The organism is Bacillus sp. 179-C3.3 HS, from assembly GCF_047229225.1.
Taxonomy (GTDB): domain Bacteria; phylum Bacillota; class Bacilli; order Bacillales; family Bacillaceae; genus Bacillus.
Window position 1 is genome coordinate 41,487 of record NZ_JBFEFT010000003.1, and the last position, 16,080, is coordinate 57,566.

The 16,080-nt window shown below is 40.5% G+C and carries 13 protein-coding genes and 1 other annotated feature; of the genes, 9 read left to right on the plus strand and 4 right to left on the minus strand.

What is annotated here, in order from left to right:
* Positions 1-23 precede the first annotated feature (23 nt).
* A complete protein-coding gene (locus AB1K80_RS03325) occupies positions 24-722 on the plus strand; it encodes an ABC transporter ATP-binding protein (RefSeq protein ID WP_412855198.1) in 699 nt (232 codons plus the stop codon).
* Positions 712-2,022: an ABC transporter permease gene (locus AB1K80_RS03330; RefSeq protein WP_412855199.1), complete on the plus strand. Its 1,311-nt coding sequence runs from the start codon at positions 712-714 to the stop codon at positions 2,020-2,022. The genes AB1K80_RS03325 and AB1K80_RS03330 overlap by 11 nt, the downstream gene beginning before the upstream one ends.
* An 86-nt stretch (positions 2,023-2,108) precedes the next feature.
* Here the strand turns inward: AB1K80_RS03330 and AB1K80_RS03335 are convergent, their stop codons facing one another.
* Entirely contained in the window at positions 2,109-2,912 is an 804-nt protein-coding gene (locus AB1K80_RS03335; protein ID WP_412855200.1) for a PAS domain-containing protein, read from the minus strand.
* A gap of 411 nt (positions 2,913-3,323) precedes the next feature.
* Here AB1K80_RS03335 and AB1K80_RS03340 point away from each other — a divergent pair, with 411 nt between their 5' ends.
* The 6 genes from AB1K80_RS03340 (at position 3,324) to AB1K80_RS03365 (ending at position 10,926) form a co-directional block, all read left to right on the plus strand.
* Positions 3,324-3,653: a DUF4257 domain-containing protein gene (locus AB1K80_RS03340; RefSeq protein WP_223249904.1), complete on the plus strand. Its 330-nt coding sequence runs from the start codon at positions 3,324-3,326 to the stop codon at positions 3,651-3,653.
* A gap of 104 nt (positions 3,654-3,757) precedes the next feature.
* Positions 3,758-3,978 (plus strand) — a binding site (T-box leader).
* Between the two features lie 96 nt (positions 3,979-4,074).
* The gene (leuS, locus tag AB1K80_RS03345; RefSeq protein ID WP_412855201.1) at positions 4,075-6,489 is read left to right on the plus strand and encodes a leucine--tRNA ligase; all 2,415 of its coding nucleotides are present in this window, start codon (positions 4,075-4,077) and stop codon (positions 6,487-6,489) included.
* Positions 6,490-6,620: 131 nt separating this feature from the next.
* A complete protein-coding gene (locus AB1K80_RS03350; RefSeq protein WP_412855202.1) occupies positions 6,621-7,523 on the plus strand; it encodes an alpha/beta hydrolase family protein in 903 nt (300 codons plus the stop codon).
* Positions 7,524-7,566: 43 nt separating this feature from the next.
* Complete coding sequence (locus AB1K80_RS03355) at positions 7,567-8,319, plus strand: NAD-dependent epimerase/dehydratase family protein (RefSeq protein WP_412855203.1); 753 nt, start codon at positions 7,567-7,569, stop codon at positions 8,317-8,319.
* A gap of 218 nt (positions 8,320-8,537) precedes the next feature.
* Complete coding sequence (locus AB1K80_RS03360; RefSeq protein ID WP_412855332.1) at positions 8,538-9,398, plus strand: carbohydrate ABC transporter permease; 861 nt, start codon at positions 8,538-8,540, stop codon at positions 9,396-9,398.
* 25 nt (positions 9,399-9,423) lie between these two features.
* On the plus strand, positions 9,424-10,926 hold the full coding sequence (locus AB1K80_RS03365) for an extracellular solute-binding protein (protein WP_412855204.1): 1,503 nt from the start codon (positions 9,424-9,426) through the stop codon (positions 10,924-10,926).
* A 43-nt stretch (positions 10,927-10,969) separates the two neighbouring features.
* Here AB1K80_RS03365 and AB1K80_RS03370 read toward each other — a convergent pair whose 3' ends face one another.
* On the minus strand, positions 10,970-11,809 hold the full coding sequence (locus AB1K80_RS03370; RefSeq protein ID WP_412855205.1) for an aldo/keto reductase: 840 nt from the start codon (positions 11,807-11,809) through the stop codon (positions 10,970-10,972).
* Between the two features lie 23 nt (positions 11,810-11,832).
* A complete protein-coding gene (locus tag AB1K80_RS03375) occupies positions 11,833-13,026 on the minus strand; it encodes an MFS transporter (protein ID WP_412855206.1) in 1,194 nt (397 codons plus the stop codon).
* A gap of 153 nt (positions 13,027-13,179) precedes the next feature.
* Between AB1K80_RS03375 and AB1K80_RS03380 the strand changes: the two genes are divergently transcribed.
* Positions 13,180-13,551, plus strand: coding sequence for a winged helix-turn-helix transcriptional regulator (locus AB1K80_RS03380; RefSeq protein ID WP_412855207.1), 372 nt, complete (start codon positions 13,180-13,182; stop codon positions 13,549-13,551).
* A 39-nt stretch (positions 13,552-13,590) separates the two neighbouring features.
* On the opposite strand, the gene AB1K80_RS03385 is transcribed toward AB1K80_RS03380, so the two are convergent.
* On the minus strand, positions 13,591-15,891 hold the full coding sequence (locus AB1K80_RS03385; RefSeq protein WP_412855208.1) for an AraC family transcriptional regulator: 2,301 nt from the start codon (positions 15,889-15,891) through the stop codon (positions 13,591-13,593).
* Between the last annotated feature and the right edge of the window lie 189 nt (positions 15,892-16,080).

Sequence of the window (16,080 nt, forward strand, 5' to 3'; positions counted from 1 at the left end):
AAACAGAGAGTGGAGGAGAAGAAATGATCCAGATTCAATCATTAGACCACGCCTTTATCATTGGGAAAAAGGGTAGGGAAAATAAAATACCTGTGTTAAAAAACATTGATTTAACCATTAAAGGCGGGGAAATTGCCTGTATCGTTGGTCGAAGTGGCTCCGGTAAATCAACCTTGCTCAATTTAATCTCGGGCTACATTCCCCCAACAAACGGACAAATTATCATCAATGGGACCAATGTGACGAGCTTCAATGAAAAAAAGTGGGCAGATTTTAGATTAGAGCATTTTGGGTTTATTTTTCAAAGCTTTCAATTGATCGCAAGCTTAACAACGTTTGAGAATATTGAACTGCCGCTTACCTTAAAAGGGGTGAAGCCGTCTGAACGAAAGATCAAGGTCAAAGAGATGTTGAAACGAGTGGGGCTCGAACACCATGCGGGACATTATCCAAATGAACTATCTGGGGGACAACAGCAGCGGGTCAGTATTGCAAGAGCCTTAATTTTAAATCCGTCTATCATTTTAGCGGATGAGCCAACAGGTAGTCTTGATTCTGAAACAGAAAGAGAAATTCTAGATATGATTCAGCAGCTAAATCGTGAAAAAGGCATTACATTTGTCATCATTACACACGACGATGAAGTTGCTTCAATCGCAGACACGACATTCCAGCTTCATGACGGAGTGCTACAGAAGGGGGAAAAGTCCATTGAAGTTTAGAGATCAGGTCAAATTCATTAGAAGAAATATGAAGAAAAATAGATTGCGTGTGTTTATGACCATTCTTGCAACCACAATGGCCTGTTCTTTCTTAATTGTGCTTGCTTCTGTCGGTTTTGGTTTGCAAAAGTCAGCACAGGATGAAATCATGAACCAGCAAATTATCACTGAAATTAATGTGTTTGGGAAAGAGAAAGGAGACATCAAGGTTCAGGATTTGAAGTCCTATGATCATGTCAAATCCGTTGTCTCAAGAACGTCAATTACTTCACTGTTAGAAGTGGACCTAGATAATCGCTCAAGTGAATTGCAAATTTCCTTTACGAATATGAAAGAAGAAAAGGGAGCTGGGCTTGAACTCGATCGTGGGAAAGTGCCAACATCAGCAAATGAAGTCGTTGTGGGTTATCACATGGCAAAAGGGCTGTGGACTGAAAAGGAACGAAAAGCGTACGAAAAGGAATCCAACCAGCCGTCGAACGATGAAGAGATTCCTAAAGAGCCAAAAGGCTACACGAAGGATATTTTAAATCAAGTGATCCAAATCAAAGTCCCAAAATTCGATGAGAAAAATGAAGTCACTGCAGAAAAAACATTTGATTTTCGTGTTGTAGGTGTCTTGAAAAAGCCAAATACAGATTGGCAGATAGATGATAGAATCCTCATTCCGAATGCTTACCAAAAAGAATTTGGCCAAATGATGGATTTGTCTGAAGATGGTGGCAATGTCGAACGGAAGATCTCTGTCTATGCTGATAAATTCGACAATGTTGGTGCATTGACGGATAAGCTGACAGATGACGGCTATCAGGTGGTCTCAGTAACGAATCAATTAGAGGGAATGGATATGTTTTTTAACGTCTTTAAAATTGGACTTATCTTTGTCGGGTGTATTGCAGTGATTATTTCTGCGATCGGTATTTTTAATACGATGACAATGGCGGTAACGGAACGAACACAAGAGATTGGAATTATGAAAGCGATAGGAGCTAACCCTTCAATGATTAAGCGAATGTTCCTAATGGAAAGTGCGTATATTGGCGTGATTGGCTCTGTCATAGGGATTATCATCTCGTATATCATTAGTTTCGCCATGAATTTAATCATTCCAGCGATTCTATCTTCCATGTCTGAGGGGAGATCGAGCGAGGAATTATCTATTACCTTCTCCTACATCCCATTAAGTCTTGTGATCACTGCGACGTTGATTAGTGCAGGTGTTGCCATCATATCAGGTCTTAATCCAGCACGTAAAGCAACGAAAACAAATGTGTTAACAGCATTAAGAAGAGAAATATAAAAAAACCTCCTGTCCGCGATTGGCTGACAGGAGGTTTTTTATGTGCAGGGAATGCTTGACCATTGTTTGCGATTTTAAAAAACTGTTTACACAGGGTTTTCAGCTAATGGCAAATGGTTGATGGCCTCTTTGATTGTCAAATACGTCATGGTGTTTTGAAAATCTGTATCCAAGTCTTTCATTTTCATCGCTAGCTGTGGTTTGATTCCAGTGATGATTAGTTCTGTTCCGGTTAGATTGAGAAGTTGATGGAGCTTGAAAATTCGTACAACCACTGATTCATCTACATCAATTAAACCAGACAGATCCAAAATTAAGTAATCATCTTTTGAATCTCCTAATATCGAAGTAAGCTTGGCTACAATCGCATCAAAACGATCTTCAGATAGCTTTCCGATCAGCGGAAGAGCGGACACACCATCTTTAATCGGGACGATTGGCGTTGAAAGGGAGGTGACTTCCTTTAAGGAATCTTCAAGGAGTTGTTCATATTCTTTCTGTTTGGTGATATCCTTTTGAAATCCAATAAAAAATGTTTTGTCATCCTGTTCAATGTATAGAGGATCTATATTCAATTCATTCCAAAATAAAGTGCCGTCTTTTTTAAAATTTTTTAGCTGAGTGGTAATAGGTGTTTTGTTTTGGATTCCTTGACGAATTAGAGCAATCTGCTCTTGGTTTGTTTCATTTCCTTGTAGGAAACGACAATTCTGACCAAGAATTTCATCTGGATGGTATCCAGTTAGTTGTGAAAAACCATGATTCACATAAATGATCGGGTTATCTTCCAAAGAAGGGTCTGTAATGACAACACCAATTCGCGCATGATCTAGCGCCTTTTTTATGAGTTCGAGCTGTTTTTGTACGCCGAAAATATTTGAGCTGACCATATTACCCTCCTTAACTGCTTATCAGATATATTCTATCCAAAACATACTTTAATAACGTAACATAACGTATGTTCTGTTTCAATGATTGCAAACGCTTTGTTAAATTTGTCATCATTGTTTGTCCTCCATTAGAATAGAGTTAGTAAGGAGACTTTTATTTTGAAAAATAGGTAATCATTTACTTATTATTCATATAATAATAAAAATGGTTAATATGTATTAGGTAAAAATGATTCCAATGCATCAAGATTGTTTCTGGGTCATTCACATATAATGGAAGAAACAAGCTTTTTTTTCTTCGTTAGAGAGAATAGACCTTTTGACATGGATTATGACCGAACAGCAGAATGGCATTACAGGGGGCTGGACAGCCTGAAGTCGCTTTACTATTCTAAGGGCTTTAGGAAGGTGATGAAAATGCTGCAACAAGTCATTATTGCTTGCGCCATTGGAGGGGTCATGGGCATTCTCGGTCACGTAAAGAAAAAAGGCAGGCTTGAGAAGCCCAGAATGACAAAGAAGTTTATTTACTTAGGGTTTATTGAAGATTGGCTCGTTGGGATGATTGCCGCTACACTGCTTGTATTATCCTCAAATCCCGATTCAAGTCTGCACTTAGTCATTTTATCAATTATTTCAGGTTACGGAGGAGAAGCAGTTCTGCGAAGCTTTGATTTTGTTAGAGAGCAGCGTTCACAGGATGCAGACTCCAACCGTCACAACCGTTCTCCACACGAATAAATATCCTCTACTTTACCCTAGCCTAGGGTACATTCCCATTGTATACAAACCTGCTTGCACTTATGATCATAATTCTATAAAATACTACTTAGATGACGGTTACGATAAGAACAGTGAAGAGGAGTAGTAAGAAAGCAGTATTTGTCCCTAGAGAATTGACGGCTGGTGAAAGTCAATCAAATCTGCTTCTGAACTCGCCTCAGAGTTGCAGTTGCGTTAAAGCTTCTGTCGCATGTCTGCGTTAAAGATATTAAGTGAGCGTATGTGAAGCATGTTACGCTAACAAGGGTGGTACCGCGGGAAACAAAAATCTCTCGTCCCTTTCCAGGGATGAGGGTTTTTTGTTGATTTTAGAAAAGTCTGAATTCTCCCATTGTCCACTTAGCAGATAAAGCCGTACATATTAAAGGAGGTTTTCACATTGAGTTTTCAACATCGGGAAATGGAAAAGAAGTGGCAGGATTACTGGCTGACACATAAAACATTCGCCACATCTGACTCGGAAGATAAACCAAAGTTTTATGCGCTGGATATGTTCCCATATCCTTCAGGTGCAGGGCTACATGTAGGACATCCTGAGGGCTATACAGCGACTGATATCCTTTCACGCATGAAGCGTATGCAAGGATATGATGTGCTGCATCCGATGGGATGGGATGCATTTGGACTTCCAGCAGAGCAGTATGCACTTGATACAGGGAATGATCCAGCTCTATTTACAGAACAGAACATCAATAATTTCCGCCGCCAGATTCAATCTCTTGGATTCTCGTATGACTGGGATCGTGAAATCAATACGACAGATCCAAACTATTACAAATGGACACAATGGATTTTCTTGAAATTGTACGAAAAAGGTTTGGCGTATATTGATGAAGTACCTGTTAACTGGTGTCCAGCGCTTGGTACAGTCCTTGCGAACGAAGAAGTGATTGATGGTAAAAGTGAACGCGGAGGGCATCCAGTTGAAAGACGTCCAATGAAACAGTGGATGCTGAAAATTACGGCTTATGCGGACAGGCTGTTAGATGATTTAGAAGAAATTGATTGGCCTGAAAGCATTAAAGATATGCAGCGTAACTGGATTGGTCGCTCTGAAGGGGCACATGTTCACTTTGAAGTAGAAGGACATAACGAACAGTTTACTGTGTTTACGACACGTCCTGATACGCTATTCGGTGCAACATATGCGGTTCTTGCACCAGAACATGCCCTTGTTGAAAAAATTACAACTACAGAGCAAAAAGAAGCAGTAGACGCGTATCTGAAAGAAATTCAGTCGAAGAGTGACTTGGAGCGGACAGATCTTGCCAAAACGAAAACAGGTATTTTCACAGGTGCTTACGCCATCAATCCAATTAACGGAGAAAAGATGCCGATTTGGATTGCTGATTACGTGTTAGCCACATATGGCACAGGTGCCATTATGGCGGTACCAGCGCATGATGAGCGTGACTACGAATTTGCCAAAGCTTTCGACCTCCCAATCAAAGAAGTTGTAGAAGGTGGAGACGTTGACAAAGAAGCATACACTGGCGATGGGAAGCATGTGAACTCTGACTTCTTAAATGGTTTAGGCAAAGAAGAAGCGATCGAAAAGGCAATAGCATGGCTTGAAGATCATAAAAAAGGTGAGAAAAAAGTCACGTATCGTTTACGAGATTGGTTATTCAGCCGTCAACGTTACTGGGGGGAACCGATTCCAATTATTCATTGGGAAGATGGAACTTCTACAGCTGTTGCAGAGGAAGAGCTTCCATTGATCTTGCCGAAAACGACGGAAATTAAGCCGAGTGGAACAGGTGAATCACCACTAGCCAATATCCAAGATTGGGTAGAAGTCGTGGACCCAGTGACGGGCAAAAAAGGCCGTCGTGAAACAAACACGATGCCGCAATGGGCTGGTAGCTGCTGGTACTTCTTGCGTTATATTGATCCACATAACTCAGAACAACTGGCATCTCCTGAAAAGCTGAAAAAATGGCTGCCTGTTGATGTGTACATTGGTGGAGCGGAACATGCCGTATTGCATCTTTTATATGCTCGTTTCTGGCATAAGTTCTTGTATGATATTGGGGTTGTTCCAACAAAAGAGCCATTCATGAAATTGTTTAACCAAGGAATGATTCTTGGTGAAAACAATGAAAAAATGAGTAAATCTAAAGGGAACGTCGTAAACCCAGATGATATCGTAGAATCTCATGGTGCGGACACATTAAGACTATATGAAATGTTCATGGGACCTTTAGATGCTTCAATCGCTTGGTCAGAAACAGGACTTGATGGCGCACGTCGATTCCTTGACCGTGTATGGCGCTTGTTTACAAATGAGGATGGGACAATCAGTGAGAAAATCACCGAGCAATCGGGTGGAGCATTAGAGCGAAGCTATCATGAGACGGTGATGAAAGTAACGGATCATTATGAAGACTTACGTTTTAATACAGGGATTTCTCAATTGATGGTATTCATCAACGATGCATACAAAGCAGAAACATTGCCGAAAGAATATGCAGAAGGTTTTATCAAACTTCTATCTCCAATTGCGCCGCACATAGCGGAAGAGCTTTGGAATAAACTTGGTCATGAAGGTTCGATTTCGTACGAAGCTTGGCCACAATACGAAGAGTCAAAACTTGTCGATGATGAAGTGGAAATTGTCGTGCAGTTAAATGGTAAAGTGAAAGCGAAACTGACGGTTCCAGCTGACGCAACAAGAGAGCAACTAGAAGAGCTTGCGAAAAATGATGAACGAGTCAAAGAGCAGCTTGAAGGGAAAACAATTCGTAAAGTGATTGCCGTTCCTGGAAAGCTTGTGAATATTGTAGCTAACTAATTCCAACACACCCATCGGAACAATCCGATGGGTGTGTTTTATTTCCCGGGACATAATTTTGTCGAAAACAAGGTGATTGCTGATTTGATCTCGTATTTTAATGGAGATTAAGAAAATGAGGAGTGACGTCGATGGAAAAAGAAAGCAAACGTGAACAACTGCTCAGTCTTTTAGGTGATATGCCAGAACGCCAGCCTGTCGAAGCTTATACATTAAAAATTGAAGAACGTGAATCTTTCTTAATTGAAACGCTTATTCTGTCCATTCATGGAGTGGAGGAGATTCCTGCCTATTTTGTGAAGCCGAAAGACACTGTGAAAAAAAGGCCTGTTGTTTTATTCCAGCATTCTCACGGGGGAAATTATACTGATGGAAAAGAAGAGTTGTTACAGGGGGCGCATTATTTACAAACGCCTTCAAATGCAAAAGAATTCACGTCTAAAGGGTATAGTGTGTTGGCAATTGATCATGCCGGATTTGGTGAAAGAAGAGGAAGAACAGAAAGTGAAATCTTTAAGGAAATGCTGATAACAGGGAAGGTCATGTGGGGAATGATGTTGCATGAAAGCATGTGTGCCATTGATTATTTATTATCTCGGTCTGATGTTTTGCCAGAGCGGCTAGCTGTGTTAGGGATGTCGATGGGGGGCTTACTCTCGTGGTGGACAGCAGCACTTGATGAGAGGGTAAGTGTTTGTATCGACTTATGTGCACAAGTAGATCATCATACATTAATTGAGACAAACAATTTAGATCGGCACAGTTTTTATTATTATGTACCGAGTTTAGCCAAGCATTTTACTGCGGGAGAGATACAGGAGTTAATTTTCCCAAGACCACACTTGAGTTTGATCGGTACATTAGATCGACTGACCCCATCAGAAGGGGTCCAGCGCATACAAAAAAGGTTGAGTCAGACGTATCAAGCTGGATCATTAAAAGAGCGATATCAGCTTGTTGGTTTTCATGCAGGGCATTTTGAAACCGCAGCTATGCGCCATGAGGTCACCCGTTTTTTGAAAAAGTGGCTGTAAGGATTGAAAGGCTTGGACATACTACGCCAAAAGGAGGAGACGTATGAAGAACATCACCATCATTGGCGGCTGTGGTGTCATCGGACGCCTTTTATCAACAGAACTTTCTTTAGAATATGATGTGACCATCATTGATCAAGCGAAATGTGTAGCAGAAGTGATTCAAGCAGATGCAACAAATGAACAGGAATTATATCGGGCGATTCCGAAAGAGACCGATGTCATCATTCATCTTTTGAACATGGACATGTCGCATGACGTGATGAATGCAGAGGAGTTTGCGAAAATGAGTGATATCTTTTGGAAAAGCACGTATCAGATGTTTCGATCAGCGGCTCGTTACAACATTCGAAAAGTCATTTTTGCAAGCAGTAATCATGTGACGGATCGTTATGAGCAAGATGGCTGTTCCTTATTAGGACGAGATATTACGACAGATGATGTACCTGCGACGAAAAATGTGTACGGCATTTTAAAATTCGCATCTGAACAATTAGGTCGTTTGTTTCATGATCAAACTGGGATGTCTGTCATCAATTTGCGGATAGGAACGGTCGTGACAGATGAGATGAAAGCATTACACAAGAAGAAAAGAACGAAGAGAACACTGCTCTCGCATGAAGATCTGTTCGCTATCACAAAAGCGGCGATTGAAACTGACGTATCTTTTGGGACATATTATGCTGTGTCAGAAAACGAGGGTAAGCCTTGGTCTACAGAAAAAGCGAAACAGGAGTTAGGCTATAGACCGGATATGAATACAACAAACATACTTGAAGAACATGATCAGTCATAGGTGATAATCATCTCATCAGTTCATGCTCTTATTCTTTTGTTTCATAGGAAAAGAAGTACAAAGAGCATGGCTATCCGTTTGGACTGTCGAGATGATTATAGACGCTGTCTTTCCCTTTTTGTTACATTTTAATCACGATATCGTCACAAGCTGCAGCGAATGTCAAAGTGAAATGATAACGCTTTCAAAGAAGGGACGTGATGAACATAGATCGTTCTATTAAAGGCCGATTGTTCAATATATTCAATTACTCTTTTCTCCTCATGTTCGCATTAATATGTGTGCTTCCGTTCATCCATGTCATTGCCGCCTCTTTTGCGACGGTTGAAGAGGTTATCTCGAAGAAGTTTATTTTGTTTCCGACGACGTTTTCTTTAGAGGCATATGAATATATTTTTTCCACAGATATTGTGTATCGTAGCCTCATTGTATCGATTCTTGTCACGCTCGTTGGAACTGCCGTTAGTATGTTCTTATCCTCACTCATGGCATACGGATTGTCTCGTCACGAGTTAAAAGGCCGGAGAACACTCATGTTTCTCGTGGTGTTCACGATGCTGTTTAGTGGAGGGATGATCCCGACGTTTATTGTCGTGAAAACACTTGGACTACTTGATTCCTATTGGTCACTCATTCTACCAGTTGCGATCAATGCATTTAATTTGATCATTTTAAAGAACTTCTTTCAAAACATTCCTGCGAGTCTGGAGGAATCAGCGAAGATGGATGGCTGCAACGATTTAGGGATTTTCTTTAAAATTGTGCTGCCACTTTCTTTACCGGCGATTGCAACGATCTCACTTTTTTATGCTGTGACGTATTGGAATACGTACATGACTGCCATTTTGTATTTAAATGATTCTGTGAAATGGCCCATTCAAGTATTGCTAAGGCAAATCGTCATTGTCTCAAGTGGGATGCAGGGAGATATGTCGGATATGGGCTCATCTACACCACCGCCAGATCAAACCATTAAGATGGCTGTCATTGTGGTGGCGACGATTCCGGTTCTACTTGTCTATCCATTTATTCAAAAACATTTTAACAAAGGGGCTTTACTTGGTTCTGTAAAGGGCTAAAAAGATAGTACAACGGAGGGATCTTATGGGGAGAAAGAAATTATGGTTGATTGCGTTTGTCCTGCTGTTTACAGCGAGTGGCATTCTTTCAGCATGTTCAAGTCAAGGAACAAATGCATCAGATGAGAAGGTAGATTTAGACAAAAAGGTGAAGCTGACGTGGATGGCCATTTTGTATCATCAGCAGCCACCAAAAGATTCAGTGTTAAAGGAGATTGAGAAGCTCACAAATACAGAGCTTGATATCACATGGGTGCCTGATGCGGTGAAGGAAGACCGTTTAAATTCTGCACTTGCCGCAGGGAATCTGCCGCAAATTGTGACAATACAAGACATTAAGAACTCGTCTGCGATTAATGCGTTCAGATCAGGCATGTTTTGGGAAATCGGTCCGTATTTAAAGGATTATCCAAATTTAAGTAAGATGAACGAACTGATTAATAAAAACGCCTCTATAGACGGTAAGCTTTATGGCATTTATAGAGAGAGACCACTTTCAAGACAAGGAATTGTCATTCGAAAGGATTGGCTTGAAAATTTAAATTTGGATACACCAAACTCATTGGATGATCTTTATGAAGTAGCCAAAGCATTTACTGAAAAAGATCCAGATCAGAATGGTAAAGCGGATACGATTGGTTTTACAGATCGTAATGATTTGATCTATGGGGCATTTAAAACACTTGGGTCATACGAAGGAATGCCGACAGATTGGAAAGAGGAAAATGGTACATTCACGCCAGACTTTATGACAAATGAGTACATGAATACAATGAAATACATGAAGAAACTTCGGGACAATGGCTTCATCAATAAGGATTTCCCTGTCACAAGCAAAACACAACAGCAGGAATTATTCTCACAAGGAAAAGCAGGCATTTATGTTGGGAATATGGTCGATGCAGTGAATTTGAGAGATGATGCTTCAGATAAAGATCTGGAAGTCGATATCATCAATCGCATTAAAGGACCTGATGGGAAAGAGCGCGTATGGGCATCAGGCGGACATAATGGCATTTTCGCCTTTCCTAAAACAAGTGTGAAATCAGAGGCAGAGTTGAAACGAATTTTGGCTTTCTTTGATCGCATTGCTGAAGAGGATGTCTATGGTTTAATGACGTATGGGGTTGACGGAAAGCATTATAAGAAAGAGGAAGGGAATACATTTGTCCGTGAAGAGAGTCAAGTGAAAGGCTGGCAAACAGATGTACAGCCGCTTGTGAGTCTTGTTGGCATCGAGAAACGTTATTTGAAAAACAAGGGTGACCCTGTTCGCACAAAATATGAAGAACTTGAAGCGGATAATCAAAACATCATTGTCGCCAATCCTGCTGAAAGTTTGTATTCAGAGACAGCATCAGAGCGGGGGAATGAACTGAAGAAGATAGTCGATGATGCGACGTATAAGTTTATTCTTGGAGATATTGATGAAGCACAATTTAAGAAAGAAATAGAGAAATGGAAATCAAATGGTGGAAACAAAATCATAGAGGAATATGAAGCCTCATTTAAGAAAGCAAAAGAATAAATAAAACATCCCCCGTCTCGATAAAAGAGCGGGGGATGTTTCATTAGAAGTCGAAATTGTCCGGATCAGGACCAATTCGTTTATTTTCATTTAGATCGGATAACCGCTGCATATCTTCATCGGATAGAACAAAATCAAAAATGTCTGCATTTTCTTTTAGACGATGGGGTTTCGTTGATTTTGGAATGGTGATGACGTCTTGCTGAATATCCCAACGTAAAATGATTTGTGCAGGGGTTTTGCTGTATGCTGTCGCCAGTTCTTCGATGAGCGGGTGTGTCAATAGTTCGCCTTGCATAAGGGGTGACCAAGCTTCCATTTGGATACCATGTTTTTTCAAATACGTGTGTAGCTCGTGTTGAGTGAGCTTTGGATGAAATTCTACTTGATTGATCGCCGGTGTGATGTGTGCGTCTTTTAATAGTTCATCTAAATGATGTGGCTGGAAGTTACTCACCCCAATGGCTTTCACTTTTCCTTCTCGATAAAGGTCTTCAAGTGCACGCCAAGCTTCCTTGTATTTTCCTTCAACTGGCCAATGAATGAGATACAAGTCAAGATAATCAAGCTGAAGCTTTCTGACACTTTCCTCGTATGCTTTTCGTGTTGCTTCATAGCCGAGATCGGCATTCCACACTTTTGAGGTAACAAACACATCTTCGCGGCGAAGTCCTGTCTCCTGTAAGCCAAGTTGTATCCCTTTGCCCACGCCTTCCTCATTTCCATAAATAGAAGCTGTGTCAATGCTACGATAGCCTAATTGAATGGCAGTTTTCACCGCTTCAATTAATTCTACTCCATCCTCTACTTGGAAAACACCAAGGCCAAAGCCTGGCATGTTTACACCGTTATTTAATGTTTTTGTACTTTGTAAGTTTTTCATTTTCATGACTCCTTTATGTGATTTCACGATTTTGGTGATGCTTTTTGTTCGATCTGATAGCTAATCATTGTGAGAAGCGATGCCATCAGTACCATGATGCCGCCAACCCATGCTGTATGCACAAGGCCTAATGTATCTGTTACGATTCCGCCTAACAATGAACCAATGGCGATGCCAGCATTAAAGGCAGCAATATTAAGAGCGGAGGCAACATCTACTGCTCTTGGTGCGTATCTCTCTGCAAAGTCTACAACGGATAATTGCAAACCTGGAACGTTCATAAATGCGAATAGTCCCATCAGCATGACTGTTCCAATACCTATGATCGTGTATGCGGCCGTGAAGTGAAGAATAAACAAAATGATACTTTGAATGATAAACATATAGATCAGCGCTTTTAGTGGTTGCTTGTTCGCTACCTTGCCACCAATCATATTCCCGAAGGCAATCGCAATGCCATATAACAGAAGCATCAGGGCGACTGTTTCAGGCTGAAGACCAGTCACATGTTGTAGCAGTGGTGACAAATACGTAAAGACAACAAAAGTTCCACCATATCCTGTCGCTGTAATGAGAAACAGCAGGACAATTCTTTTTGTTTTTAACAAGGCTGCTTGGTCTTTAAACGTTGTTTTTATGCCTCGTTTTAAATGAGACGGGACAAGAAAATAGTTGGCGATCAGTGCAACTAGACCAATGATGACGATGATGCCAAATGACATCCGCCAGCCGAATACCTGACCTAAAAACGTACCGAATGGCACCCCAGTGACAGTGGCGACCGTTAAACCGGTAAACATCAAAGCGATGGCGCTCGCTCGTTTTTCTTTTACTACAAGGCTTGCGGCAATCGTTGAACCGATGGACATAAAGACACCATGTGATAACGCTGAAATCACACGCCCAACGAGTAACACTGAGAAAGTTGGGGCGATTGTGGCAAGGATATTTCCCACCAAAAAGACAAGCATAATGGACGAAAGCAGTGTTTTTCTTCTCATCGTTGAGGTGAGTGAAGTAAGAATCGGTGCGCCGAAGGTTACACCAAGCGCATATAAAGAGACGGTCCAGCCAGCCTGACTCACGCTCACATGGAAATCCGCAGCGATCATCGGCAACAGGCCAACACTAATAAATTCAGTTGTTCCGATGGCAAATGCACTAATAGCGAGTGCAAAGAGTGCAAAACGGTTTTGATTGGTTTCCTTTGTTTCCAAACAACACCACATCCTTCTTTTCTGACATTTTGATAGACGAAGTCGATCGACAAGAGTTATTATCTAACATAGATGACAAGAAAAATAGTACGTACTTTTTTGTAATATAGGTACTAAAAAGTACCTATAGGCGTAAAAGGAGTGGAAACATTGATGGAAAAGAAAAAGTATAATATTTCTGTCGAGGCAACGCTTGAGGTCATCGGCGGGAAGTGGAAGTGTGTCATACTATGTCATTTGACACATGGGAAAAAGCGGACGAGCGAGCTGAAGCGACTCATGCCAAATATCACCCAGAAAATGCTCACACAGCAGCTAAGAGAGCTTGAAAGTGATGGTGTGATTAACCGCATTGTCTATGAACAGGTGCCGCCTAAGGTGGAATACGAATTAAGTGAATACGGACAGTCGCTTGAACGAATCCTTAATGCTTTATGTGACTGGGGAGCAGCCCATATTGAGCGTGTATACGGAGAGCCACTTTCTGTGCTGGAAGACAACATTCTGAATGAACAATTTAAATAAAAAAAGTCCCGCTTCTGATGAAGCATGGGACTTTTTTTGTTAGGTTCCTTTTTTGTGTTCACGGTACTTGCCAGGGGTTGTGCCTTCTAATTTCTTAAAGGACCGGATAAAATTTTGTGGGTTTTTATATTTTAGCTTTTCTGAGATTTCTTTCACAGACATATCTGTTTCCACAAGCCAATTTTTGGCGACATGATGTCTGTAGGAGGAGAGGTATTCACTAAAGGAGATGTCCATTTCCTTTCTGAAGATGCTGCTTAAATAATTTGGATTGTAGTGGAGGCGTGTGGCGATTTCATCCAGTGTCAGATCTGAGTCAAACTCTTGATGGATGATATGAATGATCTTTTCTGAGATGTTTTTGTATTGCGAGTCCTCACGTGCACTAAGCTGTTCGATGATTGGGCGAATGATCTCGTGCTTGAGCCATGCCTCTGTATCTTCAAATGTTTTAAACTCGAAGATCGTATCATACAACATTTTGTTGTCTTCAACTTCAAATAACTCAATCCCTAACAAGTGCATCAGCTCAATCAAGTTATTTAAAAAACGAGCGAGTGCGATATGGTATTCATGTGGTCCTGCATTTTTAGAGAAAATAGATTGTAAGAGCACATGTAAATAATGGTCCGCCTTGCCCTGATCTCCTGCTTTCACAGCATCGAATAAATCACGCTGTAACTGTTTTGGGAAATGGGTTTTAAACGTTTTTCCTTGCTGCACATGTTGATAAAAGATAATCGATTTCTTTTCTGCTTTGAGTCTGTATTTTAAGGCTTCTGTCCCTTCAATGTATGCATGCTTGGCCATGGTGAGCTCTTTAAACTGACGACTGACTCCGATACTAATCGATAAGCCAAGCTCCTCTTCGATTCGTTCCTGGATCGTTTCGGTCAATTGGTTTAAATATTCTGTAAATTCTTCTTCTGACTTGACCTGATTGAGAACAATCGTTGTTTGATACTGCCCCACGACAGTTGGTTGGAGATGTTCATCTTGTGGAATGATTTGTTCAATGAGCCCGTTGATCGCAAACAAGAGCAAATCGGCATCCTTTTTTTCATATTGTGTGCCTTTTAATGTATCAATTTGTGTGACGAGCATGGATAAGCTGGACCAGTCACGAGGGAATCCGAGACTTTGGAATCGATTATGAATTTCTTCTTCCGTTAATTTTCCGAGTAAAAGCCGTACCATAAAGTATTGCTGTAAATGAGTGACTTGCTGCTCAATCCGCTCTTCTAAATCATGATTCTGTTCTTTGATTTGGTTGATGCTTGATTCAATCAGTTCAAATTCATTTTGAAAAGGCTGCTTTTGTAAAAATGATTCGTTACGGGCGAATGATTCGTATAATAAGCGGATTGGTTGATAAAAGTGTTTTGAACCAAACCAAGAAAAAAGTAATGAAAACGCTAACAAAAAGAAGCAAATGATAAAGGTGATCCATCCGATTGACTTCGTTTGTTGCTTCAACTCTGGGATGGAGACAAATGAGAGATATGTCCATTCATTATAATCAGATTTTTGAAAGGTAATTTGATAATTCATCTCGTCGATTCGCATATCAAATTGTCCTGAACGTTCTTCAAGTGATAGCACACGTTTGACAAAGTCTTGTTTTTTCAATGATGTCCCGATTTGTTCTTTGCGATTATGTAGTAGCACTTTCCCTTTTGTATCAATGACAAACATGCTATCAGATTGAGTGAAGTCAGGTATTTTATCAGCGATCACACAGCTTGGAATGCTGGCAACAGCGATTCCCTTTTTTTGAACGCTGTTCATGGGGAGCTGTTTGATTAAATTCACATTGTATTTGCAAGAGGAACCATTTCCTTCTTTTGTCGAGACAAGTGAATTATTCTCTTCAAGTGCCCAGCTAGAGTGACTTGGAATGTTGATATAAGATTGTAACGTCTTTTCTTGATCACTGTTCGTAACATGATAAAGGCCTGAATTGTTCATGTACCAGTCTTCTATTTCGCTAACGAGTGTAATATTGGAAAGGTCTGTGTCAAAGGTTTGTAGGTAGTTCAGCTCCTGTTGTACTTGATTATAGAGCTGGAATTGGTCCGGTTTTAAAGGTTCTGTCAGTGTTTGAAGGAGAGGCGGCGAACTGACATAGTGTGTGAGAGAATGATCCACTGTTTTTAACATATGTTCAATGTTGGATTGTGTTTGTTTGACGCTATCCAGTTTTTCATTTGAGATATTTTCAAGTGCTGTTTTTTGTGAATGCTGATAAGAAAAAATACCGACTATGATAACAGGAATCGTACTAAGGATGAAAAAAAACGTCACAAGCTTGTAATAAAATTTATATTGCCTTCTTTTCATAAAACCCCCCCATTTTCAACGAAACGGTCTATCCCCTCTATTTATTAATCCAAAAAACTGGTAGGTTTGTCAATAATCATTTTCTGTGATTAGGATCATTTTCTTATGTTTTATGTAACGTTTTGAGTAGTTTCCCCTAAGGAAATATGATCTGATGATATGATTGTAGACGGATTTTTCATTCTTAAG

Bases quoted from the DNA above. Each gene is read 5' to 3' on its own strand.
- AB1K80_RS03325 (WP_412855198.1), top strand. From the start codon at position 24: ATGATCCAGATTCAATCATTAGACCACGCCTTTATCATTGGGAAAAAG.
- AB1K80_RS03335 (WP_412855200.1), bottom strand. From the start codon at position 2,912: ATGGTCAGCTCAAATATTTTCGGCGTACAAAAACAGCTCGAACTCATA.
- AB1K80_RS03340 (WP_223249904.1), top strand. From the start codon at position 3,324: ATGAAAATGCTGCAACAAGTCATTATTGCTTGCGCCATTGGAGGGGTC.
- AB1K80_RS03350 (WP_412855202.1), top strand. From the start codon at position 6,621: ATGGAAAAAGAAAGCAAACGTGAACAACTGCTCAGTCTTTTAGGTGAT.
- AB1K80_RS03355 (WP_412855203.1), top strand. From the start codon at position 7,567: ATGAAGAACATCACCATCATTGGCGGCTGTGGTGTCATCGGACGCCTT.
- AB1K80_RS03365 (WP_412855204.1), top strand. From the start codon at position 9,424: ATGGGGAGAAAGAAATTATGGTTGATTGCGTTTGTCCTGCTGTTTACA.
- AB1K80_RS03370 (WP_412855205.1), bottom strand. From the start codon at position 11,809: ATGAAAAACTTACAAAGTACAAAAACATTAAATAACGGTGTAAACATG.
- AB1K80_RS03380 (WP_412855207.1), top strand. From the start codon at position 13,180: ATGGAAAAGAAAAAGTATAATATTTCTGTCGAGGCAACGCTTGAGGTC.
- AB1K80_RS03385 (WP_412855208.1), bottom strand. From the start codon at position 15,891: ATGAAAAGAAGGCAATATAAATTTTATTACAAGCTTGTGACGTTTTTT.